This window comes from Arthrobacter sp. UYCu511 (assembly GCF_040547105.1).
In the GTDB taxonomy this organism is placed as follows: Bacteria; Actinomycetota; Actinomycetes; order Actinomycetales; family Micrococcaceae; genus Specibacter; species Specibacter psychrochitiniphilus.
Window position 1 is genome coordinate 120,918 of the sequence record NZ_JBEPPB010000007.1, and the last position, 25,720, is coordinate 146,637.

Below are 25,720 nucleotides of genomic sequence, written 5' to 3' on the forward strand. Positions count from 1 at the left end.
GGTTAGCGTTCCTTCACAGCAGCAGAAGCATTGGAGTCAAGTTCTTGGGAATGGTATTCCACCGAGTCCTTTGTCAGGTCAAAGTAGGCCTCCTCCAAGGAGGACGTCAGCGGTGTCAGCTCATACACGAGCACCTGATTTGCCAGGGCAATACCGGCGATCTGGCGGGCATCGAGCCCGGTGACCTCCAAGGTTTCATTCTCGTGGCATGCCACTGTGACGCCGTTGCTGGCTAGCAGCTGGCTCAGCCGGGTGACCGCTGAGGTACGCACGCGTACCTTGCTTTGCGAAGCGCCAGCAAGAATCTCGGCGATCGGCGCATCAGCAATGATCAATCCGCGGCCAATCACAATCAAGTGGTCTGCAGTCTGCGCCATCTCACTCATGAGATGTGAGGACAGAAACACCGTTTTACCTTCAGAGGCCAAGTATTTCGCCAGATTTCGCACCCACAGCACGCCCTCGGGGTCCAGCCCATTGACAGGCTCATCTAGGATCAAGGTCTGGGGATCACCCAGCAGTGCCGAGGCAATACCGAGCCGCTGGCCCATGCCGAGCGAGAATCCGCCGGCTTTTTTCTTGGCCACCGCGGCCAGGCCTGTCATCTCGATGACCTCGTTGACCCGGCTGGTGGGGATACTGTGTGTAGCTGCCATAGCCAGCAGGTGGTTGTAGGCGCTTCGTGAGGTGTGCACGGCCTTGGCGTCCAGCAGGGCCCCCACCTGATGCAAGGGATCACGGTGTTTGACGTAGGGCTTGCCGTTCACGGTGACGGTGCCGGCAGTGGGCTTATCCAATCCCACGATCATTCGCATGGTGGTTGACTTGCCTGCACCGTTCGGGCCCAAGAAACCAGTCACTATTCCGGGCTTGACGGTGAACGTGACACCACCAACCGCCATCTTGGCACCGTAGCGCTTGGTTAGGTTTACTGCCTCAATCATGGTGCGTTCCCCTTGTGTTGAGCCCACAACGCGTGCGGCGTTGCGTATGAATCTATTACAACCGTACGCAACACCTTCCCCATTTTCTTCTATCTCAGGGATGATTCACGGTTTGCTCAGGGTAATCCCAACGGATGACCTGCCGTGCACGCCCGCCCTTAGACTGGCCAGATGCCTTCATCGTCTGCCCTGCACCCCCTGGATCGGCCACGCAATCAGTTGCTGTAGCTCTGCGTACCGGCCCTGATCCTGCTGGTGACCGGCGATGTTCTGGTGTGGGCCACGGGGAATAACCCGCCTTTTCAAAAGTACGACGCCGGCTGGTACCACCTCATGGTGTCCTCACGTTCACAGTGGCTCACCGATGCGAACGTAGTGCTGAATGTTGTGGGCAGTGCAGGAATGGCTATTTACAGTGCCGCGTTATTCATGGTGCTTTTACGGCGCCATTGGCGGCTGGCCCTGTTCACGGCAGGCGCCATTCTCAGCCTGGCCATGATGTACAGCCACACATATTTGGTCGTTCACTGGCTATCAGACACCGTGGCCGGGGCAATGCTAGGTGTTGGTGTCACCTTATTGCTGTGGGCAGCGATGAGCAATAAGTACCTCCCGCGGAATATTTCTCCAGCTTAGTGCTTGACTGACTCAAACTCTGATGCGGGCAGCGGTTTGGCCGCCGGTGCGGTCAGCAGTGAGGCAATGATGGCCACGGCAATGGCCAGTAGCGCCCAGCGGATCGTGATGTGATCGCCCAGGAATCCCAGCAGTGGCGGGCCTGCCAGGAAGGCCACATAGCCAATGGTGGAAACCACTGATACCCGGGCTGCGGCCCGGGCAGGATCGTCCGCGGCGGCGCTCATGCCCATGGGGAAACCCATGGCGGCACCGGCGCCCCACAGTACGGCACCTACGCCGGCCAGCACCATGTTCGGGGCAAGAACAAAGATGACAAGGCCCACCAGTGCCGAGCCTAGGCTGCCGTACAGCACGGGAACGCGGCCAAAGCGGTCAATGAAGCGCCCGCCGAAGAACCTGAACAACGTCATGGAGGCAACGAAGACGGCGAACATGATGGCGCCTTGGGCTTCCGTGGAACCGAAGCCGTCAACACTGGCCTTGGCAATCCAGTCATTGGCGGCCCCTTCCGTCAAGGCCGCACCGAGCACCACAAGCCCCACCATGAGCGTGCGCTTCTCCGTCCACGCGCTGCGGCCCTTATGGGTCTTGACCGCGGCATCCGCGCGGCTTCCGCTGGTGGGTGTCTCGGGCAGGAACATCCGCGGCACCAGCACCATGGCTAGGCATACGCCCACCACAATCACCAACAGGTGCAAGGACATGCTCACATCCAGGGCGGAGAGCCCCGCGCCCACTAGGGCGCCAATCAGCGCCCCACCACTGAACCCTGCATGAAATTGCGGCATAATGGTGCGGCCCAGGTGGCGCTCCACATCGGCACCCTCAATATTTTGGGCCACGTCCCACAGCCCAATGCCAACACCAAAAAAGAACAACCCGGTTGCGGTGAGGGACACATTGTGCTGGAACAGAGCCAGGGCAATGATGAGGCCGCCAAAGGACGCGGCGAAGCCACCAACACGAATGGTGTTGGCCGTGCCAATCTTCGCCACCACGCTTCCGGCCAGCGGCAGGGCAATTACGGAGCCGGCTGCAATGGTCAGCAGCAGCAGCCCCATTTCCCCGGCGGTCAGCTCAAGGATGCGGGTGACGGCCGGGATCCTGGCAGCCCAACTGGCAAACACGAAGCCGTTGATGGCGAACACGGCAAAGGTGGCAATGGCTGCGCGGCGGACCGCTTGCTGATTCATGATGTGTGGTTCTCTTTACGCAGGGGCTATTCGCCCGGGAACAAGGTTTGAGCCACTAATGGTAGGCACTGAGGCAACTCTAGTACCGGAGACGCCGGGTTGGTATCTACGGCTTAGCGGGCGCGCTCAACTCGTTTTTCGTCCCACACAGGTTCCTCGGATTCGTAGACCTTGCCGTCTGAGCCGAACACCAGGAAGCGGTCAAAGGAGCGGGCGAACCAGCGGTCGTGGGTCACCGCCAAAACAGTTCCCTCGAATGAGTCGATGGCCTTTTCCAGCGCCTCAGCGGAGTGCAGGTCCAGGTTGTCGGTCGGTTCATCCAGCAGCAGCAGCGTGGCTCCGGAGAGTTCCAGCAACAGGATTTGGAAACGCGCCTGCTGGCCGCCGGAGAGTGAATCGTACTTTTGTTCGGAGCTGGCGGCCAGGCCATAGCGGTCTAACGATGCCGCAGCAGCTTCACGCCCTAAACCGGAGCGGTGCTCGTCTCCGCGGTGCAGAATGTCCAGTAGGGTCCGGGTCAGCAGGTCTGGCCGGGCATGCGTCTGGGCAAAGAAGCCGGGCCGGATGCGGGCGCCGAGCTTGACGTTGCCTTCATGCGGAACGGGGGCAATGGTGACATCGGAAACCGGCTCATGTTCCTTGTCCGGATCCGATCCTCCGGCCGCCAGAAGCCGCAGGAAGTGGGATTTGCCGGAGCCATTGGAGCCCAGCACACCAACCCTGTCACCAAACCAGATCTCGGTGCTGAAGGGTTTCATCAACCCGGTGAGCCCCAACTTGGTGGCGACAATGGCGCGTTTGGCGGTGCGCCCGCCCTTGAGCCGCATCTTCACGTTCTGTTCAATGGGCAGAGCCTCAGGCGGACCCTGCTCCAGAAACTGGGACAAGCGTGATTGTGCGGCCTGGTAACGGTTGGCCATGTCGGAGCGGAAAGCGGCCTTGTTTTTGTACATGTTGACGAGTTCTTTGAGCTTGATATGCTCCTCGTCCCAGCGCTTGCGCAGCTCCTCAAAGCGGGCGTTGCGGTCCTCACGCGCGGTCACATATGATTCGAAACCGCCGCCGTGCGTCCAGCTGGACGCGCCGTTGATGCCCGGTTCAAGGGTGACGATCCTGTCCGCGGCATTGGCCAGCAGCTCACGGTCGTGACTAACAAACAGTACGGACTTATCTGAGGCAGCCATCTTTGCCTCAAGCCAACGCTTGCCGGGCACATCTAAATAGTTGTCCGGCTCATCGAGCAACAGGAGTTCATCCGGGCCGGAGAACAGTGCCTCCAGGACCAGCCGCTTCTGCTCACCACCACTGAGGGAGGCCGCCTTGCGATATTGGGCGGTATAAAAATCCATGCCCATGGCAGCCATCGTGACTTCGTCCCACGTGGTTTCCATCTCGTAGCCGCCAACATCACCCCAATCGGCAATTGCTTGGGCGTACGCCATCTGACTGGGCTCGTCGTCGCGCTCCAGCATGGCCAGTTCGGCGTCATCCACAGCCTTGCCAGCCGCGGCAATGGTCGCCGACGCCACCGAGAGCAATAGCTCACGCACCGTGCTCTCGTCGCGGACCTGGCCAACAAACTGGCGCATGATGCCCATGCTTCCGGAGCGCGATACGGCTCCTTCATCGGCCTTGATGTCCTGGCAGATGATACGCAGCAAGGTGGTTTTACCTGTGCCGTTAGGGCCAATCAAAGCGGTTTTACTGCCGTCGGAGACGCGGAAATTCACCCCGTTCAGCAGCTGCCGGCCGTCGGAGAGAAAGTAGTCAATGTTTGCAACGTCAATATGTCCCACTTGGCAATTCTCCCATCTTCTGAGCCCACTGCCTGCCCGCTCTTTCCGAACGCGTCCATCCGGGAGAAATGGTCGTTTAGCTCCCCGCTAAGCGACCATTTCTCCCGGATGAATTCAGGCACGGGTCCGCATGAGCAGTGGTGGGGATATCCCTACCTTGTAAAGACCGGCTGGCATGATGGTTTCAGCACCCCGCCGCGGCAAGGATTGAATCATGATGAACAGCACTGCATCCCTGCCCCGAACCTCGTGGGCCATTTGGCGGCCTGCCACGTGGCGCCAAATCGGCACTGACCTCTTCTATATCCTGCCAGGATTCTTAGTCTCTATTGCTTCCTTCACTGCGCTAACGGCACTGTTCACCCTTGGCTTGTCCACGATTGTCGTCTGGGTGGGTCTGCCGGTTCTGGTGGCCTGTCTGGCCACAGCCCGCTGGTTTGCCAACCTCAACAGGGCCGCGATGAAGCGTTGGGCCAGCAGCATTCCCCCAGTGCATTACCGCCCCGCACACCGCTTCACCATCAGCGGCATGTTCAAGAACCTCGCAGACCCGCAGCTGTGGAAGGACTTCGCGCACGGCTTCCTCGTGGCGTTTCCGCTACGCACAGCTACATTTAGCGTGGTCCTGAGCATCATGGCGGCCATTCTCGGTGGATTGACCCAATGGTTCTGGCTGCGTTTCTTGCCCGCGGATAACACCTCATTGGCTGCTCTCATCGGCCTTGATAGGTTCATGGGCGTCAGCCCCACCGTGGCGGAGGGCATCCTTGGCGTGTTTTACGGCATCGCGCTGCTCCTGTTGTTCCCTTTCATCACCCGACTCTTGGCGATGGCGGACGCCGCCGTTGCACGTGGCCTGCTCACAAACGAGAACGCTGCACTCCGGGCACGCGACGAAAAGCTAACCACCAGCCGCGCCCAGGTGGTTTCGGAGGAAGCAAGCACACTACGCAGAATTGAGCGGGACCTGCACGACGGCCCGCAGCAGCGGCTCATCCGTTTGCAGATGGACGTTGAGGCGGCCCAGCGCCGCATGGATACCGACCCCGCCGCAGCAAGGGAGCTCATGGATGGGGCACTGGAACAGAGCAGGGAGGCCCTGAATGAGCTACGCCAGCTTTCCCGCGGGATCGCCCCGCCCCTGCTGGCCGATCGGGGCCTGCGTGCCGCTGCCGAGTCTTTGGCCGCCCGCTCCACAGTTCCCGTGAGCGTTGCCGGCAGCCTTGAGCCGGGGGCCCGGCTGCCGCAAAGCGCGGAGAATGCCGCCTATTTTGTCATTTCCGAGGCTCTGGCAAATGTTTCAAAGCATTCCGGGGCATGTCAGGCCGGCCTCTCACTTGATGCCACGGCCGCCACGTTGGTCGTTGAGGTCATTGACGACAGCGTTGGCGGCGCCCATGTGGGCAAGGGGCATGGGCTTTCCGGCTTGGTTGACAGGCTTGCGGGTGTGGATGGTTCGTTGGAGATAATAAGTCCCGACGGCGGACCCACCACCCTGCGCGTGGACATCCCCCTGCATGGCTGAGACGGCCCTGGCAACTGCCCCAGCAACAGAGCTCGGGAACCGCCGGCAGTACGCTGGAGCCATGCGTGTTGTTCTTGCTGAAGATTCCGTGTTGCTCCGTGAGGGCTTGGTCCGCCTGCTCGAGGAAATCGGTACGGAGGTGTGCGCAGCAGTGGGTGACGGCGTCGAATTACTCAAGGCTGTCGATGAGCACCTCCCGGATCTACTGATCACGGATGTCCGCATGCCGCCCGCGCACCGGGACGAGGGACTTAAAGCAGCCCTTCAGGTACGGGCAAAATATCCAGCGGTGGCGGTCCTCGTACTCTCACAATATGTGGAGTTGAGTTATGCAGGCGAGCTCCTTGCCGGCGCCACAACCGGCGCGGGTTTGGGCTATTTACTCAAGGACAGGGTGGCCCGCTTTGAGGATTTCAGCGACGCCGTCCACCGCATTGCGGCAGGGGCCACGGTGATCGATCCTGAAGTTGTGGGAGCGTTGCTGGCAAACCGTGGTGCCACCGATCCAATCAGGAAGCTGAGCCCGCGCGAGGCACAGGTGCTGGAACTGATGGCGCAGGGCCTGACCAATGCTGGCATCGCCAAGACACTTGTGGTCAGCGGTGGCGCAGTGGAAAAACACATCAGCGCCATCTTCATGAAGGTGGGACTGCATCAGAGCAGTGACGACCACCGCCGGGTCCTTGCGGTTCTGCACTTCCTGCAGAAGCGCGGCTAGGCAGCAGCCCTGCAAACGTCAGTATTCATTGCCGTACTGGTAAGGCGGGTCCATGGTGAAGCAGGGTGAAAAGGACATGACCCGCACGAGGTGGTGCTTTTCTGAATAATCTATGCCGTGGCTATACCCCGCAGCGTTCGAGATATCAACAACCGTCATGCCTTGGGCTGTGGTGCGCTCAGCCACGTCCCAGTTACCTTTGTCGGACCAGGTTTTCTTTATCTTTTGCACATAGGCAGGTCCGTCCACCCCGTCCTGCAAGTAAGCGGCTATTTGTCCTGTCCACGTGTATTCCCCATCGCTACAACCGAGCAAACTGGATGTCTCGTTTTGCTTGACCTCCACAATGTCCTCCGGGGCAATGACGGCAATTATTTCCCGCTCATTTCCCATAGTGGTGCTCTTCGCGGTCCGCAAATCCGCAGCAGGCTTTTCAGCTTCTTGGCTGGGGAAACAGCCCGACGTCAAAAGCATCGCGCACACAGCAGCTTTCGGACCCGACGAATCCAAGCACCACCCTAATGGTTGCATGGGAAAGGGTGCCGGATTCCGGCAAGCAGTGAATCCTGCCCCGAAACCCGGCACCCTTTACTTAGTCCCTATTGCTGTTTAAGCACGACGGCGGCGGGTGACGACCAGCGCCACACCACCTCCCAGCACCAACAGCAGGGCAATGCCTGCCGGCAGCAAGACGCTGGCACCGGTGTGGGCCAGCTCGTCGCTGTCGCTGATGGACGGCGCACTGGAGGTTGGCGGAGCGGTGGGAGTTGACGGATCGCTCGGCTCCGGGGTCTGGGTCGGTGTCGGTGTCGGTTCCGGCACCTCGATCGGTGCAATCACGGCTTCAACCGTAGAAGCAGCAACCAGACCGGCCTTATCCGTGGCACGGTAGGCGACGGAAACTCCGCCGTCCGTGGCCTTGATAGCCGAGGTGTACGCCTGCCAGGTGGCGCCGCCGTCGGTGGAGTATTCCACCGACGCAATGCCGGAACCGGCATCGCTTGCGTCCACCGTGACGGTGCGCGCATCCTCATCCACAACCGCAGAAACCGTCGGCAGCTGCGTGTCAACCTTGGCGGTGGCTGTTTTGGCCGGTTCACGGTTGCCTGTGGCGTCCGTGGAGCGGAAATCTACTGTGTTCTCACCCTCGGGCAGTGCCACGGGCGCCGTATAGCTTTCCCAGGCCCCACCGTTGAGGCGGTACTCACTCGAGGCCACCTTGTCATTGTCGGTTGCGCCAAGCGTCAACGTCGGGGCGCTGGTGTACCAGCCGGACGCCGACGGCGTACCCGAGAACGTTGCCGTGGTCACCGGAAGTTCGGTGTCAGCGTCAGCGCACACCAGCTTTGGGCTGCCCCAGTCGCCGTGGGCGCCGTTGATGTTGCCACCGGCTGGCGGGTCAACACGGAGTTCTAGGTCCGTCACCCCGGAAACGTCAAGGCTGACGGTTTGCGGCGCGGTGCCTGCCGTTGACGGGTTGGACGTCCAGCGCTTGACCCCGTCGGTCCAGAGGGAGAACACTACGGTTCCGGCAAAGGGGTCCTGCATGAACGCATCCGAGCTGAAGTTGCTGCAATTTGCGGCGAGGTTGTAGCTCAGGATGGAGGAAGCATGTACGCCCAGTCCCTTGGCATAGACAGGGTTCTTGTTCGTCACCGGGTCGGTGTAGTTAGCAGTCAGGGGCACATCCGCGTCTGAAGCAGAGTCCTTCACACCGGAGTCAATGCCAATGACGCCATAGCCTACCGAGGCATTGGTCCAGGCAATATCGGAAAGCCAGTTGGTACCTGACGGCGGCACGGCCGGCAACGGGTCAACAGTGCTGCTCACCTCACCTGGAACCGACCAGATTTGGTACAGCGGATTGTCGCCGCAGCTGTCCACAGTGACGGCACCGCCGGTGGGCGTACCCACGCAGAGTGCGGCCGAGTCGCTGATCAGCTGGCCATTCTTCTTGTAGCCAATGCTCTGCGCATCCGCACCGGTGCAGTCACTGAGTACCAGCTTTGAGCCCCTGATCCCGGCGCCGTCAACGGTGGCGCACTGGCCCAGAACCTGCAGGCTGCGGTCGGCGCCACGGACAAAGCGCTGGGCTTCGCTACCGTTGCAGTTTTGCAGTGTCACAGCAGCACCAGGAGTGGCAGCTGCTGCGGACGCATCAAGGCAGCGGGTTTCCTGCGGCGCCATGATCTGCCCCGATGGGGCGGCAAAAACAGCTCCGTCAACGGGTGTGACCCGCAACAGCTCTGTGGCGTGCGAACCCAAAGAGGCACTGAAGGCGCCCGCAGTGGTGGATTTTTCACCGGTCCACACATTGCTCACTTCGTAACTGCCGCCGGCTGCGAAACCGAGCTTGGCCGCCGTCGTACTGACAGTGGCCTGTGCCCCGGAACGGTTGAACAGGCTCACTGCGAAGCTGCCGTCAGACAGCGGCCGGTACATGACTTCGCCAGTGCCGTCGCTGCTAACCAGGGTGCCTTGAATGCCGGCGGGGTCCTGGTCAATGGCAATCATGCCCGGATGCTTAAGATCAGCCAGGAAACTGTCCGGGATGGCGGTGATGTCGGTGCTCAAAATCAGCGGCGAGGCCATCATGGACCACAGGGACAGCTGTGTCCGGGCCTCGACGGGGCTCACGCCGGCGTTGCCGCCAATGATGTAATCGGGGTCGTTCCAATGACCCACCGAGGCGAAGCGCTGGATGGGCTTGTTGTAGTCGTAGTTGCGCATGATCCCGGGCCAGCGGCTCGTGCTGGGGTTGGCCGTGTTGTAGACATCGATGTCCCACGATTCACGCCACAGCTGGCTCATGTCCCCGGACCAGTCCATGACCGAATACCAGGCCGGCAGCTTGGTCGGGATGGAGAAGTAGGCCGGTGCTGAGTTGGAAAGCATCATGGGACGGCCGCTGTCCTTAATGGCCTGTGCTTCCTCGAAGTAGATCCGCTTGTAGGTCTGCTCCTGTGTTTCCCCCGCGACGGAGGGGACGTTGCAGCCGTCCATCTTGACGTAGTCCACGCCGAAGCTGGCGAACAGTTTCATGTCCTCATCAAAGTGACCGTAACTGCCGGCGTAGTCGCCACCCGAGCACGTCACGGTGCCCGAATCTTGGTACAGGCCATATTTCAGGCCCTTGCTGTGGATGTAATCCCCCAGCGCTTTCATTCCTGACGGGAACGTTTCCGAGCGGGTTTGCAGATCCCCGTTGGCGTCCCGGTCCTTTTGCATCCAGCAGTCATCCACCGTGACGGTGTCATAGCCTGCCTTGTCCAAGCCCTTGGCCACGATGGCATCGGCTTGGTCCCTGAAAAGCTGCTCATCAATGTTGCACATAAAGTGCGCCCAGTTGTTGTATCCCATGGGCGGGGTAAGAGCCTGTGCGTAGTCAGCGTCGCCCGCGGCTGCGGTCTCCGGGGCCGGGGCTGCTGTTGCTGGCGCGGCCACCATGCTTGGTAGCGCAGCCATCCCCATCAGTGCTGCCACGGCGAGTGCTGTGGCGCGGTATTTTGGCTTCCATGTCATAAATCAAGCCTGCTTTCCTTGGTTGTTGCGTGTGTGAAAAAGGTGCCGGCCCGTGCAGAGAAATTTGTACTCTCTGCACGGACCGGCGCTTAGCCATTGTTTAGGTCTGTTCTTCTCTTATGCCCGACGGCGGCGGGTGATGACCAGCGCCACAACACCTCCGAGTACCAGCAGCAGTGCAATGCCGGCCGGCAACATCACCTTTGCACCGGTGCTGGCCAGGCCATCATCGTTGCTGTTGGTGTTGTCACTGTTGGTGTTCTCACCGTTGTCCGTCGGAGCGCTGGGCTTCGTGGTGGACGGTGTGGTCGGCTTCGCCGGATCGGTCGGGGTTGCCGGGTCCGTGGGTTCGGTGACCGGCGGGTCAACCGTTGCCGCCGTGACCATAATGGCGGTACGCGCCAACACAGTGCCTTCGATTTCCAGTGTCAGCTCATGAGCTCCCACCTCGAAGCCGGCAGGAATGGTGACCTTCACAGAAGCCGCCCCAGTCCCTGCACCCTTAACGGTTGCCAGCTTGACCGGCTCCGAGTGGAGCCACAGCTCATAGTTTGTGCCTACGATCAGGTTCTTAGCCGTAACGGTGATCTCGGAGCCAGCAACACCCGTTGTAGGCGCAGACAGGGACGGTGCGCCCGGTTCCGGCGCCTCGATCGGTGCAATCACAGCATCAACAGTTGAGCTGGTCATGAGACCGGCCTTATCCGTTGCGCGGTAAGCAACGGACACGCCGTCGTCCTTGGCGTTGATAGCCGAGGTGTACGCCTGCCAGGTGGCACCACCATTGGTGGAGAACTCCACCGTGGCAACGCCAGAACCTGAATCACTAGCCTCCACAACAACAGTGCGCGCACCGGCGTTAACAATGGCAGTGACAACAGGAACCTGAGTATCCACCTTGAATTCGGCAGTTGCCTTCTCCGCTTCAACGTTGCCTGCGGCATCAGTGGAGCGGTACTTGAAGGTGTTGACACCCTCGGGCAGCGTGACAGCCTTGGTGTAGTCAACCCAGGGGCCGGAACCGATCTGGTATTCGGTCTTGGCAACACCCACATTATCCGTGGCGGCCAAGGAGACCGAGGTAACCGTGGTGTACCAGCCGCTGGCGGCCGGGGCGGCGGGATCCACGGTGGCCGTGGTGACAGGGGCAACCGTGTCAGCCGGTGCGGCATCCGAGCAAGTGACCTTGGCATTGCCCCACACGCCGTGGGCGCCGCTGATGGCACCTGCAGAGATCGGGTCAACGTGCAGTTCCAAGTAAGAAATGCCCGTCAGGTCAAGATCAAGGGACTCCGGAGCGAAGCCCTGTACATAGGTGCGGCTCTGGTAGAGCTGCTTGCCATCGCCAACCACCGAGAAGATGATCTTGCCAGCGAAGTCGCCTTCCAGACCAACCTGGCTGGTGAAGCGGCTGCACTGCCCACCCACGTAGTAGCTGACGTTGGAAGGGGCGTGAACGCCAAGGCCCTTCTCGTATTTGTGTGTAACCGTTTCGGCACCGGAAGCGTCAACAATGGTCAACGGCGCGTCAGGTGAATTCGCGGCGTCCTTGTTTGCTACGTCCTTACCGATGACGCCGTAACCGTTGCTGGCTGATACCCAATCCAGATCCGAGACAAAGGCATCTGCACTGGGGGCGTCAGGCAAGGGGAAGTTCACCACTTGCCAGTCAAAGATCTTGACGGAGGTTGTCACTGGCAGTGTCACTGAGGCCAGTGTCTTGGCCGGCAACAGGCGCAGCGTACCGGAATAAATCTGGTAGCCGTAGTCCTTGTACTCCGGATTTTCAGCGTTGGACTGGCTATTACGTCCAAGTGACTTGATCGCCACTTTAGCCCCTTGAGTATTGCCCTGCGGCAGCCAGTTCGGGAAGTAGGTGGACTGCTTCTGAACAGTGCCATCCGTGTAGGTAATGGTGAACTCCGGGGAGGCACCCGAACCACTATTGGAGGAGCCCAAGATAGCCAGGTCTGTGCCCTGGCCGGAGAGGGCAACAGTCTGCCCATCCAGCGCCACGGCGTTCTTCTTGTCAGCGCCAACGGTAGGCCAGGTGTAGTTGACCTCTGTGGCCAGACCGGCATCCACGGTGACGGTGGAACCGGGCGTGACGCCACCGGCGGGAATCGGAGCCGTTTTCAGCTGTTCAATGCTGTAGGAGGCGTTGCCCCCGTCAAAGTTGCCCAGCTTGTCAGCAAAGGAACCACTTGCACTCGTGACCGAGATGTTGTTGAACGCTCCGGCGAGTGAGCCGTACGCCACGTACATCTGGTTCGCACCGGAGACTTCCTGGCTCACGCTCTTGGAGTCCTTGTAGCTTGCCTTGGCGCCCACTGTTTGCTGACCCGCGGCAGAAGTTGCCCCAGGTACCAGATCAAAGATGGCCTGGACCGTGGTGCCGGGAGCAACCGAGGCCACCGTAGCGCCCTTGGCGTTGCTGACAGTCCAGCCCGCAGGAACTACGGGGCTGATGACAACATTGGTCTTGGCGTTGCTGCCGGTGTTGGTGAAGGAAGCTGAGGCTGAGGTTGCCTGTCCCTGGAAGACCTTATCTTCTAGCTGAACGGCAACTTCAGCTGCCTTGGCATCGGAGTCAGTGCCGCCAACGGCGGAGGTTGCCTTCAGCGTGATGGTAGCCGTTGCCGCAGAGGCAACGGCGCCGGCCTTGACGTGGACAGTACCGCCAGCGTCGGCAGCGTCGTAGTACCAGCCGGTGGTAGCAGCCTCCAAGGCTGCGGCGTCAGCAAACTTGGTCAGCGTGGTGGTGCCAACAGTGACGGAGGCCGGGGCCGAGCCGCTGTGAACAGCGAGCTTGTAGGGGCGGGAGGCCGCCTTGCCGGTGTAGTCGCCGTCGCGCTTGCCGATGGTGACGGTGACGTCGCCACCATTCTTAGCCGGCGCGGTGACCTTGAATTCCTGCTTGCTGGACTTGCCGTTCCTGTACTCGCGGGTGACCTTGTCATCCTCGTTCAAAGCAAAGGAGGAGTTGCCTGTGGGGTAAACGTCAACCGTGAGGGCGGAGTTTTCCGGCACTAGCGAAGCGTTGCGCTCAATGAGGCCCTTGGGCACCACTGCACCGGCACGGACGAACATGGGGAGCGTCTCCAGCGGTGCATGGTAGCCGTTGAGAACCTGGCCGCCTTGGTAGATGGTGCCGGACCAGTAGTCCACCCATTGGCTGCCTGACGGCAGGACAATTCCGCTGCGAACATCACTGCTGGCAGAAACTGGCGCCACCAGGTAGTTCGCACCCACCATGAACTGGGTTTCGGCTTCCTTGGTGTACGACAGCGGATCGTTGGGGAATTCCAACGGCATGCTCCGCATCATGCCAACGCCGGTGTTGTGGGCATTAACAGAGAGTGAGTAGATGTAAGGCATGAGTTCCTGGCGCATTTGCAGGTACTTGCGGTTAATCTCCGTGGCAGCCTCACCATAGAGCCACGGGCGCTTATCCACTGCGGCCCAGCCACTCATGGAATACAGTTCCGGAGCGAAAGCCTTCCACTGCAAGTCCCGGACGTAGCTTTCGGTGCTTCCGCCGAAGATCCCATCAACGTCGGAAGTGGTGAAGGCCTGGCCCGAGTTGGTTGCACCGGCCAGTGCCGGAACCCCCCAGCGCGCCTGGTCCAGGTTGCCGGAGTGGTCTCCTGTCCACTGCACACCACAACGCTGTGCACCGGCCCAGCCCTCAACCATCAAGGTGTTGGCGCGGCCGCTGGAGTATTCCTCAATGCCACCCTTAGCACTTTCACAGCCCGTCAACGCCAGGCGGTAGCCTTCTCCAACCCAGGCCACGTCAAGCTTGCGCATGGCAATGCCATCGGCGCCAACTTCAGCCTCCTGCTTGGTCAAGGAACGCTGGGTCCACAAACCGGTCTTCAGGTCTGCTTCGGCCTTGATGGCCTTGACAGTATTTCCCAGACCCTTGTCGGGACTGTTGGGATCGTAGGGCGCGTTCTTGTCGTAGCCTGCGGCGTCCTCAGTGTATTCACAGCCATAACCGTCATTGACAATCATCCAGCCTGCGGGCATGTCATTGGCTTTGAATTCCTTAGCAGTCTTCACCGCGTCAAAGGTGACCTGCTTGGGCGCAGCTGGGTTGTTGAAACCCGAAGAAGAGTAGGTGGGGTTCGAGCGGTTGTAGCAATCGGCGTCGCCATACTCTAGGCCGTAGACGGGCGGGAGGTTGGGGCGGCCGGTTAGCTTGGTGTATCCGTCAAGGCTCTGCTTGTAGTCACCGACGAAGTAGTAAGCGTCAAAACGCTTTTCCCTGTGTGTGGTGGTTTCATTGTCAGTGAAGGTATAGGAACCCTGCGCGAAGGTGTTCCGCAGCACGCCGTAGCCGGCACTTGTCATGTAATAGGGAACGGCGTTCGGGTGGCCTTCGTCATCCCAATCGTAGTTGTTGGAGATGTTGATGGTGGAGCCGGTGTGAACCACGCGGCCGTTCTGCATGCCGCCGCCAAGGAACTGCTCCCCTTTAATCGGGGTTAGGTGCTGAGTTGTTGAGTTCGCACCGAAGCTCAGTGCTGAGGACTCCTGCCAGATGATGGAGCCGTCCGTGTGCTTAAGAGTGAAAGCTCCAGTTGACTTTTTGACCTCAAGCTTGACTTTTGCCGTGGTCATCGTAATCAGGCCGCCAGCATCGATGACGTCGACAGAGCCTGCGGCGAAGTCAGCCTGGCCAACCACAATGTTGGCCGAGCGCTGCGGGTCGGCCGGGCTCGCAGGGGTGTTTGCCGGGTCGGCGAAAGTTCCCGTGGGGGTTGCTTCCAGACGGAAGTTGCCATCGTCAAGGAAGGTCACCCGAACGGCGCCCGTGGCGGGGGTCAAATTAACCACATTGCCGGCTTTGGTGAATGCGCTGATTGCACCCAAAGTGGCCCCACCAGCGTCCACAGCAACTTCGGGCTTAATGTTTGATGCCGAAATCGGAGTTCCGGGAGCGGCCATCGCAGCGGGAGACAATGCCAACGCTGGCACGGCGCCCGCGGCGAGCAGAGCTGCAAGAGCAACTGCCGTAGCCCGTCGGCCAAAGATCCTCCGCTCTGGGATTTTTGTCGGCGGGTTCGCCGGATTGTTTTTGTGGAGCACTGACATGGGAACTCACTTTCAAGCGGAAATGATGTCTTGTGATGCTTTTTCACGCGTAGAACTCATGATTAATCAAACATTCGTGATCTGAGTCCAGCGTACATGAAAATGTGATGGATAACACCGTATTTCGTGACCTGAGGCACAAAATACGCTTAGCCTTGCTTTCCGCTTGGGCACCTTGGTGGCGGGGCGTTATTTTCCCTCACCACTTAACCCAGAGAGGGCGTCCGCTTCAGCCGAATGGCCAAGGCGGGCGCCCCGTCAAAATGTTGCTACCCCTACTGACGTAGGGCCAAAGGTGCCGTTTACGGCGCTCCAGATTCCAGCCCTGGAAGAGTGGTTAGTGCAGACGGCGTTGACGCACCAACGGGCACCTGGATTCCCGACTCTGTCGACGCTGGTGCCTCAGGCGCAATGGGCTCCACCGTCTCGGGCTCCGCGGGTCCTGTAGTCACGGGCGGATCAGTAACCACGGGAGGTGTGGTGGCCGGATCCGTCGTCACCGGCGGGTCCACAACAGCAGGAGGCGTGGTGCCCGGACCCGCGGTTACGGGAGTTGCTGTGCCCGGCCCGGTAGTACCGGGAGTCGTGGCGCCCGGCCCGGTGGTACCGGGAGCTGTGGTGCCCGGCCTCGAGGTTCCGGTAGTGGTGGACGGCTTCGCGGAGGGCTTGGCCGCGCTGGTCTTGTCAGTGCTTCCAGCGGCGGAGAGTTTGCCCTTCTTTTCCTTGGCTTCCTTGGCAGCCTTCTCATCGGCAGCAGCAAAGGCAGGCATGGTGAAGTAGGCGGAAGAACTACTGACATCTGCGGGCGCGTGGATAAATGTTCCCACCGAAGGGTTCAAGGCACTGATCATCTTGCCGTTGCCAATATAGAGGCCAATATGCGACCAGTGGTTAGGGCCGTCCGGGTTCTGCACTACTAGATCCCCTGGCTGGGGATTGCTGGTCTCCACCATCGGAAGCCACTGCTCGGTGCGGGGCAGGCCCACTCCGGCTTGAGCGTAAGCCCACTGAACAAAACCGGAGCAATCCCACCCATGATCAAAGCTGGTGCCGCCCCAAACATACGGATGGCCCAAGCCTTGGAAAGCAGCAGCAAGAATGTCTTTGCGAACCTGGGAAATGAGCTCCGCTGAAACCTCAGGAATATCTCCGCGCATGGCGTTAACTGAGCGGGCCAGATGAGGGGTGTTTCCATTGGGATCCGTGAGGTCAAAGCGCAGCGGAGCAGCCGGTTTCTTGGCAAGAATCAACGTCTTGGCAAAGGAAATATTGACACCCAGCCCCTGCGCAGCGAAGGAGTCGAAGCCCGCGGGGGACGCTTCCTCGAATTTGTCTGAGGTACGGATAAGTGCCTGCGCACCCTGGGCGGCTGCGGCATCCGCAGCCGAGGTACCGGCATAACCCGCACTCACAAAACCACCAGAGGCCAATAGTGTGCACACCACTGCCATGCTCAATTGGTACGAACGCGCCTTGCCCTTCGAAAACCTCACCGGGTGGTCCTCCTGCTTCCTTGCACGCTGTATTGAGAGCCTACGCCGCCTACTGAGTCCTGTAACCACTCGAATGAGAGGTCCTAAAGTTCAGTGGCGAACAACAATTCACACTATTCCACACAATTGTTATGCATATCACTAATGGAAGATATGTGACGTACGCCCCATTTTTCTGGATCGCCAAACCCCCATAGCCACTAGGAGCCATATTGCCCACGTACCACCCCGTGTTCTAGCTCACATTACACATAATTCTTACTGCCCGAAATGGCTCGGGTCACTTATAAATCTTCCTCGTACGGGCGTGCACGGTTTCAGCCAGCACTGCGAATAATCCTACGTGAGACGGCAACGGAGATGGCGGCTGTCCGGTTGTCCACGCCCAGCTTGTCGTAAATGTGTACAAGGTGTGTTTTGACAGTTGCTTCAGAGATGAACAACTGTTTTGCGATTGCTTTGTTGCCCATTCCCGTGGCGAGCAACTCCACCAATTCCACCTCGCGCCCGGACAGTGCGGGGGCAGGGTTGCGGATCCGGCCCATGAGCCGCGCAGCAACCTCTGGTGCCAGTGCCGTCTGTCCCGCCGCGGCCGATTGCACAGCACTGCGGATCTGCTCTGGCGGCGCATCCTTGAGCATGTACCCGCTGGCCCCGGCCTCTACCGCCGCCAAAATGTCCGCATCGGTGTCATAGGTGGTCAGAATCAGCACTGGCGGTGCCCCGGTCAATTCCTTGATGGCCTTGGTGGCGCTGACACCGTCCATGCCGGCACCCATTTGCAGATCCATCAACACCACGTCCACAGGTTCACCAAGCATCGCGAGCCGCTGGACTTCCTTGATGGCGGCACCACCCTCGGGCGCCTCGGCCACCACGGTGAACCCCTCAAACTCGGTGAGCATGGCTCGCAATCCCGCACGCACTACCGGATGGTCATCCACCAGCAAAATCCGAATTTCACCCATTACTATCCCCTTGTCTCGAACTCAAACCAGTACCCAATTCAGTACCCAGCCCCGCATTAAACCCAGTATCAACCCCCGCCCCTAGCGGTAACCGGATGGCTACCACTGTTCCTTCACCGGGGGCTGTTTCCAGGGCCAGAGTACCGCCTTGGACAACCACCCTCTCCCGGAGGGAGCGCAGCCCAAAGCCACTTCCATCAGACCGCCCAGCCACCGCGCCGGGGAGGATATCCGGATCAAAGCCACGTCCGTCGTCGTACACGTCAAGAGTTACTTCACTTCCCAAAAACGCCAAACTCACGACGGCGGACGTGGCGTGGGCGTGCAGCCAGACATTGGCCAGACTCGTGGTTGCGGCACGGAACAAGGTGACCTTGTATGGCTGCGGGATCTCCACAGGCTCCCCGTCCAGCCGGAAACTGCACGCTAGCTGGCCGCCGCGGGCAGCCGCCTCACGCTCCGTCTTGGAACAGAGCCTGGACAGGGCCTCCACGAGAGATGTTTGAGCCAACGCCGGCGAAGAGAGCCCGCGGACAAAATTTCGTGCCTCGGCCAGATTCTCGGCTGCCGTTGCCTCCACCATCGTCAAAGATTCACCGGCGGATTCCAGATCCCCTGAATCCAAGCTGCGCCGGGCCGCCCGGGAGACCAAAATGATGGAGGAAAATCCTTGGGCCAGGGTGTCATGGATTTCTCGGGCCAGTCGTGCACGTTCAGCTAAAACACCTGCTTCGTGCTGGGTAGAGGCAAGTTCGGCCCGGGTGCGCCGCAGCTCCTCAGCAGCGTGGCGCTGGGCCTCGCCTTCTTGATACAGCAGCTTGTACGCCTTGGCAGTGGCGATCGAAAAAGCCATGCCAAAAACCGGTCCCAGCACCACAGGCAGAGGGGGGAAATCAGCCCCGGAGGAGGCCCACTGGGCAAGTATCACCCCCGCTGTCATCACCAAAACCATGCCGATACCCGCCCACCGCGGCAGGAGATGCAGATGAAGGAAAAATAGCGGAAAGACCAGCCAGGAAAATTCCACTGATCCAAACATCAACACTGCCCACATCACCGTGATCAGGCCCAGCCACAGCACAGCCCAACGGCGTGGATTCTTTTGAAGCCTGCCGGCCGAGAACCGCTTTTCAGCCACCGTCCCCACGAGGTAGACCAGTGCCAGCGCAACGCTGAGCCCGAAGTAGACATACCTGCTGGGGCGCTCACCGGCTTCTAGGAGCAGGCGGCTAACCCCTACCGCCAGCAATACTGCGAAGCCAACATGCAAGGTAACGCGAAGGAATCGCAGAATCGCAGTACTCGTGCCGGGTGAAGTACTTGTGATGGGCGGGGCATTCGTGACGGGCGGGGCATCCACGGCAGACATGCCACCAGCATAAGTGCTGGTGGCCCCCTCTGCGCATCAACCAATTGGTTGATTGGCTTATCAACCTCTCGCTTCCGCGCTATCAACCAACCCCGCGATGGAGGCGAAGTGTTTTCGCAGGAGAGTTGAAGTAATGACTGATCCACATGGAAAAACACTAGTTCTTCCAGCATCTGAAAGAGGCCTTCTATGTTCCTCGCAATCCGAGACATCCGCTTTGCCAAGGGACGGTTCGCCCTTATGGGCTCCGTGGTTGCACTCATCAGCCTCCTGTTGGTGATGTTGTCCGGCCTGACGGCAGGGCTGGGCAATCAAAACACCTCGGCACTGGAAAAACTCGGCGGCAGCATCGCCGTCAACCAGGTGGTGTTTGGTGCCCCCGGCAAGAATGAGGCCAAGGTTTCCTTCACTGAAAGTGAAGTGAGCCAGGAACAGGCGCACTCATGGGCCAAGACCCCCGGCGTTGCCTCGGTGGTGCCGCTGGGTATCAACCAGACCCGTTTCCAGGCCAAGGGAGCTAGCCAGGGCACCACGAACGTGGCTGTCTTTGGTGTCGGCGGGGATGGCACAGGTGGCGGGATCGCGCCGTCGGCCGTCACCGATGAGACGGTGGTCATTGGCGCGGACGTGGCCAAGGATTTGGCGTTGGACACCGGCGACATGGTCACCCTCGGCGGTGTGGACCTGAGGGTCAGCGCCATTGTGCCCCAGCAATGGTATTCACACTCCTCCGTGGTGTGGACGTCATTGCCGGCCTGGACCAAGATTGCGCATGTGAGCGACGCGAACCAGCTCGCCACTGCCTTGGCCGTGACGTACAGCAGCGGCGCAACAGTTGATACCGCAGCCGCCAACTCTGCCGCTGGCACAGTAAGCACCACGCGGACCGGCGCCTTTGCAGGACTGGGCGGCTACAAGAGCGAGAACGGCTCACTCATGATGATGCAGGCGTTCCTGTATGGCATCTCAGCCTTGGTGATCGTGGCGTTCCTGACCGTGTGGACCGTCCAGCGCACCCGTGACATTGCGGTACTGAAGGCCATGGGCGCATCCGGTCCGTACTTGTTGAGGGACGCGTTGACGCAGGCGGCGATCGTGTTGGTGGCAGGCGCCGGGCTTGGTGGGCTCGTGGGAATTGTTGGCGGTTTCTTCGCCGCAATGGGTGCACCGTTTCTGCTCACACCGGCCACCACCTTGCTCCCGGTAATCGGCATTGTGCTCCTGGGCCTGGCCGGTTCAGCCTTGGCTGTCCGCAAGGTCACCCGGGTCGACGCCATGATCGCCCTCGGCGGCAACTAGTCCCCACGCCCTCCCACTACTCGCAAGCTCGCAGCGGGACCCTCGGACGCGTGGGCCCAACCACGCCAGACACACAGCCCGCAAGCTCGCAGCGGGACCCTCGGACGCGTGGGCCCAACCACGCCAGACACACAGCCCGCAAGCTCGCAGCGGGACCCTCGGACGCGTGGGCCCAACCACGCCAGACACACAGCTTTCCCCTTCCATTTGTTAAGGAAACTCCAAATGACTGCTTTGAACCTGATCAATGTGACACTGCAATACCCCGATGGGGATGGGGTAATGACGGCCTTGGACGCCGTGAACCTCACAGTTCACCCCGGCCAGTTTGTCTCCCTAGTGGGCCCGTCCGGCTCCGGAAAGTCGAGCCTGCTGGCGGTTGCCGCAACCTTGGTCAAGCCCACCTCGGGCCTTGTCATGATCGACGGCGTGGACGCCACGGCACTCTCCGAGAAAGAGCTGGCATCCCTGCGCCGTGACAAGGTAGGGATCATCTTCCAACAGCCCAACCTGTTGGCCTCGCTCACTGCCTCGGAGCAGCTGATCATCACTGACCACCTTCGCGGCAAGTCCTTGAAGGCTGCTGCAGTGGGTGCCGCCGAACTGTTGGACCTCGTGGGGCTGGCCGATTGCGCTGGCAAACGTCCCCACCAGCTCTCCGGTGGTCAGCGTCAGCGCGTGAATATAGCCCGTGCTCTAATGGCCGACCCCAAACTCTTGTTGGTTGATGAACCTACAGCCGCCCTTGACCACGCTCGCAGCGATTCGATCGTACGGTTGCTGCGTAAGGTCAGCGACGAGTTCAATGTGGCCACCATCATGGTCACGCACGACACCGAGTTTGTCCCACTCACCGACTTGGTTGCCACCATGCGCGACGGCGTCCTGACCGCCCCGGTGCCCGCACTGGCTGGCAGCTTCTAGACCCAGTTATCCGAGCGTCCCGCCGGAGGCAAAAGCCGTGATTGTGCGGCCATGCAATAACATAAGGGAAACGCATGTATAGACCAGCGCGATCGGAGCCCCCCTCATCATGAAACGCATTGCAGCCCTTGGCGGCAGCCTACTCCTTGCTTTGACCATCTCTTCCTGCGGTGCCGCAACAGGCCCCGTTGGCACATGGGGCAATGGTTACAACACCGACAAGCAACCCTATTTGGAGCTCTCCTTGGGAGCCGATAAAAGCCCAGATTTCGAACAAGCAGGTTTCATCAGCGGCAGCGATGGTTGCAACCGGATTACCGGCCAGTGGTTCCTGGTTGAGGGCAAGCTCTCCTTTTCACAGCTCAGCGGCACTCAAATGGCTTGCGAAGGCGTAGACCAGTGGCTAACCAAGGCCGCTGGCGGTGTCATCAATGGTGATGTTTTGAGCATTAAGGATGCAGCGGGACTCCCCATCGGTACTCTGGATCGCCGAAACTAATTCTGAGAGTAGCCTGATCCTCCACCCTAAGCATCGGGTGGATGTTTAAACGTGTGGCCCGCAGCGTTAGCTGCGGGCCACACGTTTAAACATCCACCCCCAAGGCTGGCATTGGCAGCCCAAAGGTGTGCTTCAACGCAGATTTTGCTGCAAACCAGCCGCCCATCCCATGCACGGCAGGCCCGGGAGGGGTGGAAGCTGATCCCAGGTAGAGCCCTTGCACGGGCGTTCGCCACGGCTCCATCGATACCACGGGGCGTTGTAAAAGCTGCCTCATGGTGACCGCTCCAGAGCCAATGTCACCGCCAATATAATTGAGGTTGTAGGCGCCCACATCATGAGCGCTCTGTACTGAACTTGCCAGGATCAAGTCTCTGAAACCTGGGGCGTGCTTCTCTACGGCATCAATGATCTCTGCTGTGCAGTCACGTGAGGATCCTGCCGGAACGTGCGTGTAGGCCCACAAAGTGTGTTGTCCTGCCGGCGCCCGAGTCTGATCAATAACTCCTGCCTGCACCGCGAGCACATAAGGGTTCTTTGGGTGGCGTCCTGCCAGCACTTCACTCTCGGCAAACGCTATTTGTTCCCGCGATCCGCCCAAGTGCAAGGTCGGCGCAGCCCGCAGATCGGTCGCGGTCCACGGGACAGGTCCGGAAAGGGCAAAATCTACTTTGCACACACCTGCCCCATAGCTAAAGGATTCCAACTTCCGCGCATAAGCAGATGGCAGCTCGGCACCCGCCATCCCAACCAGGGCACGCGGCGTAGTGCTGGCGATGATGGCAGTGGCGCCCGTTGCAGCCCGTAATTCGGCCACGCTGTCAATGCGTACTCCCATCTCAATCCGGCCTCCGTGGGCTAACAGATCATCGGCCAACGCCTGGGAAATAGCGTGTGAGCCGCCCTTGGGAACCGGCCAGCCCCCGGCATGCGCCAAGACTCCCAACAGCAGTCCCGCCCCCGCAGCGGACGGTGACGGTAGGCGGCCAATGGCATGTGCGGACACTCCTGTCAGCATGGCCGGTGCCACGTCTAACGCAAAGCCAAGGTTCCATGCCGGCGTTCCTTGCAGCAGGGCCCTGGCCCCAAATTTCAGCACCGCCAACGGATCCCTGGGCAGTCGCAGCAGCGGTCCCTGCGTGAAATCAACAACCCCCTCCAGCCGGCGCAGGAGGGGTTCCATCAGGGCGCGCCAAACCGGCCCGTCCGCGCCCAGTGCCTCAACAGTTCGGTCTAGGCCGCGGTAGGCAATTCCGGCCCGGCCACCGTCCAGCGGGTGCCCGTAGGAGACCTCAGGTACCAGCAGCTCTATCCGGCGTTCCAGCTCGAAGGCTCGGAAGAAGGGCGAGGCCAAGGCCATGGGGTGGACGGCAGAGCACACATCGTGAAGAAAACCCGGCAAGGTACTTTCTGCAGTACGCGTCCCTCCGCCAATCGAATCGGCATCTTCAAAAACCTGCACCGACAGCCCCGCGCGTGCCAAGGTCACAGCGGCGGCTAGGCCATTGGGGCCAGAACCCACAACAGCAACATCCACCATGATCAGCGCACTTCCGCAATCTTTGGCGCTTGTCCTGGCAGTTCTTTCCCAGGCAGTCCTTCCCCGGAGTCCTTCTCCATCAGGGATTCCGCCCTCGGTTCCAGCAGTACCCCACCCTGGGGATCGGCCACCCCTGCACGGCGCACCACATCATAGGCAGGCACAAACATGTCACGGATCACCAAGCCCACCATGATGCAGGTTGCCACTGTGCCTATGACGGCTGCCATGAGGAAAAAGGGTGTGTCTATGGCGTGCTGGTTACTGATGTTACCGAGGCTCTTGCTGCGGAAAAGCATCAGGGCAATAAAGTGCGTCACGATCGCGGCCTGCCATACAAGCACCGGGCGCCACCGTGGCATGGCCAATGCAATCAGCGGCACCAACCACACCGCATGCCACGGTTCGGTGCCCTTGTTCAAGACCATGAATCCTGCTGCCGCAATAAACACCAGCTGTGCCACCCTGGGTGTTCTGGGCGTATAGATCGCCAAACCCAACAGCCCGGCTACCAACAAGATCAAGAGCATGCCTGACATGGCATTTATGGCACCAATCTCAAGAGTCGGCCAGCCCATGCGGGCCGCAATCAAGTTAATTCCCCCATATAGAGAGGACTCCGTGGCGTCAGCGGAAATCAGGTTTTTGAGGTAATCCGGGAAGGCTGGCGGGTTGATGGCCATGATCGGGGCCAAACCCAGTAGCCAGGCGATGGCCGCTGCGGCAATCAGCTCGAGCATCTTGGCTACGTGGCCGGTTCGGATACCTAGGAACACCAGCGCCATGAGGATGAAGATGGGGTATGGTGCGGCCAGTGCGGCCACGCCAAAGAAGACTCCTGCCGAGAGTGTCTTCTTCCGAGCGAAGAGGTAAATCCCGGCGCTGACCAGTGCCGCAGCCCAGAAGTCCCAGCTCACATAGGCCATCAAGATCAGCACCGGGCTGGCTGCCACCATGGCGGCGTCCCACACCCTGCGCCCGGATGTCCGGGCAACTAGTACCACGGCGGTAATCCAAGCCGCCGCAATGAGTGCCGCATTGACGTCAAAAAAAGCCAGTTGGCGCAAGGCCCCTGTCCCGGCACTGCCCGTCAGCCATGCAGTGATTGTGGCAATCCAGCCAGCCAGAACCGGTTGCTCAAAGGGGGAACCCTGGGAGAAAAAGGGGAGCAAGGTCCCCACCGAGTCATCAACAAAAGCGTTGGGGAAAACCGAAAAGCACACTGTGGAGTACTGGTCGGGAGTTGTCCAGCCGTCCGTGCGGCAGTGGGACTTGGTCATGACTGCAATCAGCGCCGAAACGGCTGCCATCAGGACAAGAACACGCTCAACAGTGAAGAAACCCGGGTTGGTCTGCCCCGGCGAAGTGCGCGTACCCAGAGGTCCGCCCACAGCCTCGGTCCACGTGCGCAGCAAGTTGTCGCTGCGTGATGGCACAACAATGGGATGCCGGGTTTGAGTCCCCGAAGCCTGTGAGTGATGCATGGCTACGAGCCTACCTGTTCAACCCCTCATGGCCCGCTTGGTGTGTGCGCATTACCTCGACGCCGGTGCTACAGTCCCCACTGTTCGATCGCAGGGGTTTTCTTATCCCATCCGAGCGTGCAAACTTTGGCTGTACCCAACACAAAATGCCTGCCGGAACCGGCCGGCAAGCGCAGCCAGCGGGCGGCCATGATGCGCAGGAAATGTCCGTGGGCCACCAACAGAACGTTGGCAGGGTTGCCGTCCTCCCGGGTGATGGCCAATGCCCGGCTCACAATCCGATCCGCACGCTCTCCCACCTGCTCCAGAGTTTCCCCGTTGGGAACTCCGTTGTCCCAAATCAAGTACCCGGGGTTCTCCGCGCGCACCACAGCGCTGTCAACGCCTTCGTAATCGCCATAGTCCCATTCCACCGCGTTGGGTTCCACAATTGCCTCAGGGAAGCCGGCAAGAATCGCCGTACGGTATGCCCGCTGCAATGGGGATGTAAGAACAAGGTCAAAGTCGACGCCGGCCAATGCAGCCTGCGCGGAGCGTGCCTGGTCCTCTCCCACCTGTGTCAACGGCAAGTCCGTCAATCCCGTGTACTGGCCGCTGCGGGACCACTCGGTCTCGCCATGGCGCAATAGCCAGAGTTTTGGCCCGCCCAGGGCTGCTGTTGCACTGGTCGGAGTGCTTCCCTTTGATATATTACTCATTGCGTATAT

Annotated in this window: 18 protein-coding genes; 6 read left to right on the forward strand and 12 right to left on the reverse strand. The window is 60.3% G+C overall.

The features are described 5' to 3' along the window. Nucleotides 1–2: 2 nt before the first annotated feature. Nucleotides 3–944: an ABC transporter ATP-binding protein gene (locus tag ABIB48_RS11415; protein ID WP_354213033.1), complete on the reverse strand. Its 942-nt coding sequence runs from the start codon at nt 942–944 to the stop codon at nt 3–5. 255 nt (nt 945–1,199) lie between these two features. On the opposite strand from ABIB48_RS11415, the gene ABIB48_RS11420 reads away from it, so the two are divergent. Then, nucleotides 1,200–1,580 carry a phosphatase PAP2 family protein gene (locus ABIB48_RS11420; protein ID WP_354213034.1) on the forward strand — a complete coding sequence of 127 codons (381 nt, stop codon included), beginning with the start codon at nt 1,200–1,202 and terminating at the stop codon, nt 1,578–1,580. On the opposite strand, the gene ABIB48_RS11425 is transcribed toward ABIB48_RS11420, so the two are convergent. Both ABIB48_RS11425 and ABIB48_RS11430 read right to left on the reverse strand, forming a co-directional pair. Next, nucleotides 1,577–2,776 (reverse strand): MFS transporter, encoded by a 1,200-nt coding sequence (locus ABIB48_RS11425; RefSeq protein ID WP_110105733.1) that lies wholly within the window; start codon nt 2,774–2,776, stop codon nt 1,577–1,579. The two genes, ABIB48_RS11420 and ABIB48_RS11425, sit on opposite strands and share 4 nt — an antisense overlap. A gap of 113 nt (nt 2,777–2,889) precedes the next feature. Further along, on the reverse strand, nt 2,890–4,572 hold the full coding sequence (locus ABIB48_RS11430) for an ABC-F family ATP-binding cassette domain-containing protein (RefSeq protein WP_110105732.1): 1,683 nt from the start codon (nt 4,570–4,572) through the stop codon (nt 2,890–2,892). 214 nt (nt 4,573–4,786) lie between these two features. On the opposite strand from ABIB48_RS11430, the gene ABIB48_RS11435 reads away from it, so the two are divergent. After that, the gene (locus ABIB48_RS11435; protein ID WP_354213035.1) at nt 4,787–6,097 is read left to right on the forward strand and encodes a sensor histidine kinase; all 1,311 of its coding nucleotides are present in this window, start codon (nt 4,787–4,789) and stop codon (nt 6,095–6,097) included. 61 nt (nt 6,098–6,158) lie between these two features. Then, complete coding sequence (locus ABIB48_RS11440; RefSeq protein ID WP_110105930.1) at nt 6,159–6,815, forward strand: response regulator transcription factor; 657 nt, start codon at nt 6,159–6,161, stop codon at nt 6,813–6,815. A gap of 18 nt (nt 6,816–6,833) precedes the next feature. Here the strand turns inward: ABIB48_RS11440 and ABIB48_RS11445 are convergent, their stop codons facing one another. The 6 genes from ABIB48_RS11445 to ABIB48_RS11470 all read right to left on the reverse strand — a co-directional run bounded on the left by ABIB48_RS11445 (nt 6,834) and on the right by ABIB48_RS11470 (nt 19,267). After that, entirely contained in the window at nt 6,834–7,208 is a 375-nt protein-coding gene (locus tag ABIB48_RS11445) for a hypothetical protein (protein ID WP_110105730.1), read from the reverse strand. Between the two features lie 216 nt (nt 7,209–7,424). Further along, the gene (locus ABIB48_RS11450) at nt 7,425–10,337 is read right to left on the reverse strand and encodes an NPCBM/NEW2 domain-containing protein (protein ID WP_110105728.1); all 2,913 of its coding nucleotides are present in this window, start codon (nt 10,335–10,337) and stop codon (nt 7,425–7,427) included. Nucleotides 10,338–10,454: 117 nt separating this feature from the next. After that, nucleotides 10,455–15,437, reverse strand: a complete 4,983-nt coding sequence (locus ABIB48_RS11455; protein ID WP_354213036.1) for an NPCBM/NEW2 domain-containing protein — start codon at nt 15,435–15,437, stop codon at nt 10,455–10,457. A 302-nt stretch (nt 15,438–15,739) separates the two neighbouring features. Beyond that, complete coding sequence (locus ABIB48_RS11460; RefSeq protein WP_354213037.1) at nt 15,740–16,888, reverse strand: NlpC/P60 family protein; 1,149 nt, start codon at nt 16,886–16,888, stop codon at nt 15,740–15,742. Between the two features lie 359 nt (nt 16,889–17,247). Continuing rightward, nucleotides 17,248–17,898, reverse strand: a complete 651-nt coding sequence (locus ABIB48_RS11465; RefSeq protein ID WP_110105727.1) for a response regulator — start codon at nt 17,896–17,898, stop codon at nt 17,248–17,250. Next, on the reverse strand, nt 17,891–19,267 hold the full coding sequence (locus ABIB48_RS11470) for a sensor histidine kinase (RefSeq protein WP_354213038.1): 1,377 nt from the start codon (nt 19,265–19,267) through the stop codon (nt 17,891–17,893). The genes ABIB48_RS11465 and ABIB48_RS11470 overlap by 8 nt, the downstream gene beginning before the upstream one ends. A 189-nt stretch (nt 19,268–19,456) precedes the next feature. Here ABIB48_RS11470 and ABIB48_RS11475 point away from each other — a divergent pair, with 189 nt between their 5' ends. From ABIB48_RS11475 to ABIB48_RS11485, 3 genes are all read left to right on the forward strand, one after another. Beyond that, on the forward strand, nt 19,457–20,566 hold the full coding sequence (locus tag ABIB48_RS11475) for an ABC transporter permease (RefSeq protein WP_354213039.1): 1,110 nt from the start codon (nt 19,457–19,459) through the stop codon (nt 20,564–20,566). A 225-nt stretch (nt 20,567–20,791) separates the two neighbouring features. Continuing rightward, nucleotides 20,792–21,490: an ABC transporter ATP-binding protein gene (locus ABIB48_RS11480; RefSeq protein ID WP_354213040.1), complete on the forward strand. Its 699-nt coding sequence runs from the start codon at nt 20,792–20,794 to the stop codon at nt 21,488–21,490. 109 nt (nt 21,491–21,599) lie between these two features. Further along, nucleotides 21,600–21,989 carry an META domain-containing protein gene (locus ABIB48_RS11485; RefSeq protein ID WP_110105723.1) on the forward strand — a complete coding sequence of 130 codons (390 nt, stop codon included), beginning with the start codon at nt 21,600–21,602 and terminating at the stop codon, nt 21,987–21,989. 85 nt (nt 21,990–22,074) lie between these two features. Here the strand turns inward: ABIB48_RS11485 and ABIB48_RS11490 are convergent, their stop codons facing one another. The 3 genes from ABIB48_RS11490 to ABIB48_RS11500 all read right to left on the reverse strand — a co-directional run bounded on the left by ABIB48_RS11490 (nt 22,075) and on the right by ABIB48_RS11500 (nt 25,711). Beyond that, complete coding sequence (locus ABIB48_RS11490) at nt 22,075–23,529, reverse strand: phytoene desaturase family protein (protein ID WP_354213041.1); 1,455 nt, start codon at nt 23,527–23,529, stop codon at nt 22,075–22,077. Between the two features lie 2 nt (nt 23,530–23,531). Then, nucleotides 23,532–25,013: a glycosyltransferase family 87 protein gene (locus ABIB48_RS11495; RefSeq protein WP_354213042.1), complete on the reverse strand. Its 1,482-nt coding sequence runs from the start codon at nt 25,011–25,013 to the stop codon at nt 23,532–23,534. A 68-nt stretch (nt 25,014–25,081) separates the two neighbouring features. Then, on the reverse strand, nt 25,082–25,711 hold the full coding sequence (locus ABIB48_RS11500) for a histidine phosphatase family protein (RefSeq protein ID WP_354213043.1): 630 nt from the start codon (nt 25,709–25,711) through the stop codon (nt 25,082–25,084). Between the last annotated feature and the right edge of the window lie 9 nt (nt 25,712–25,720).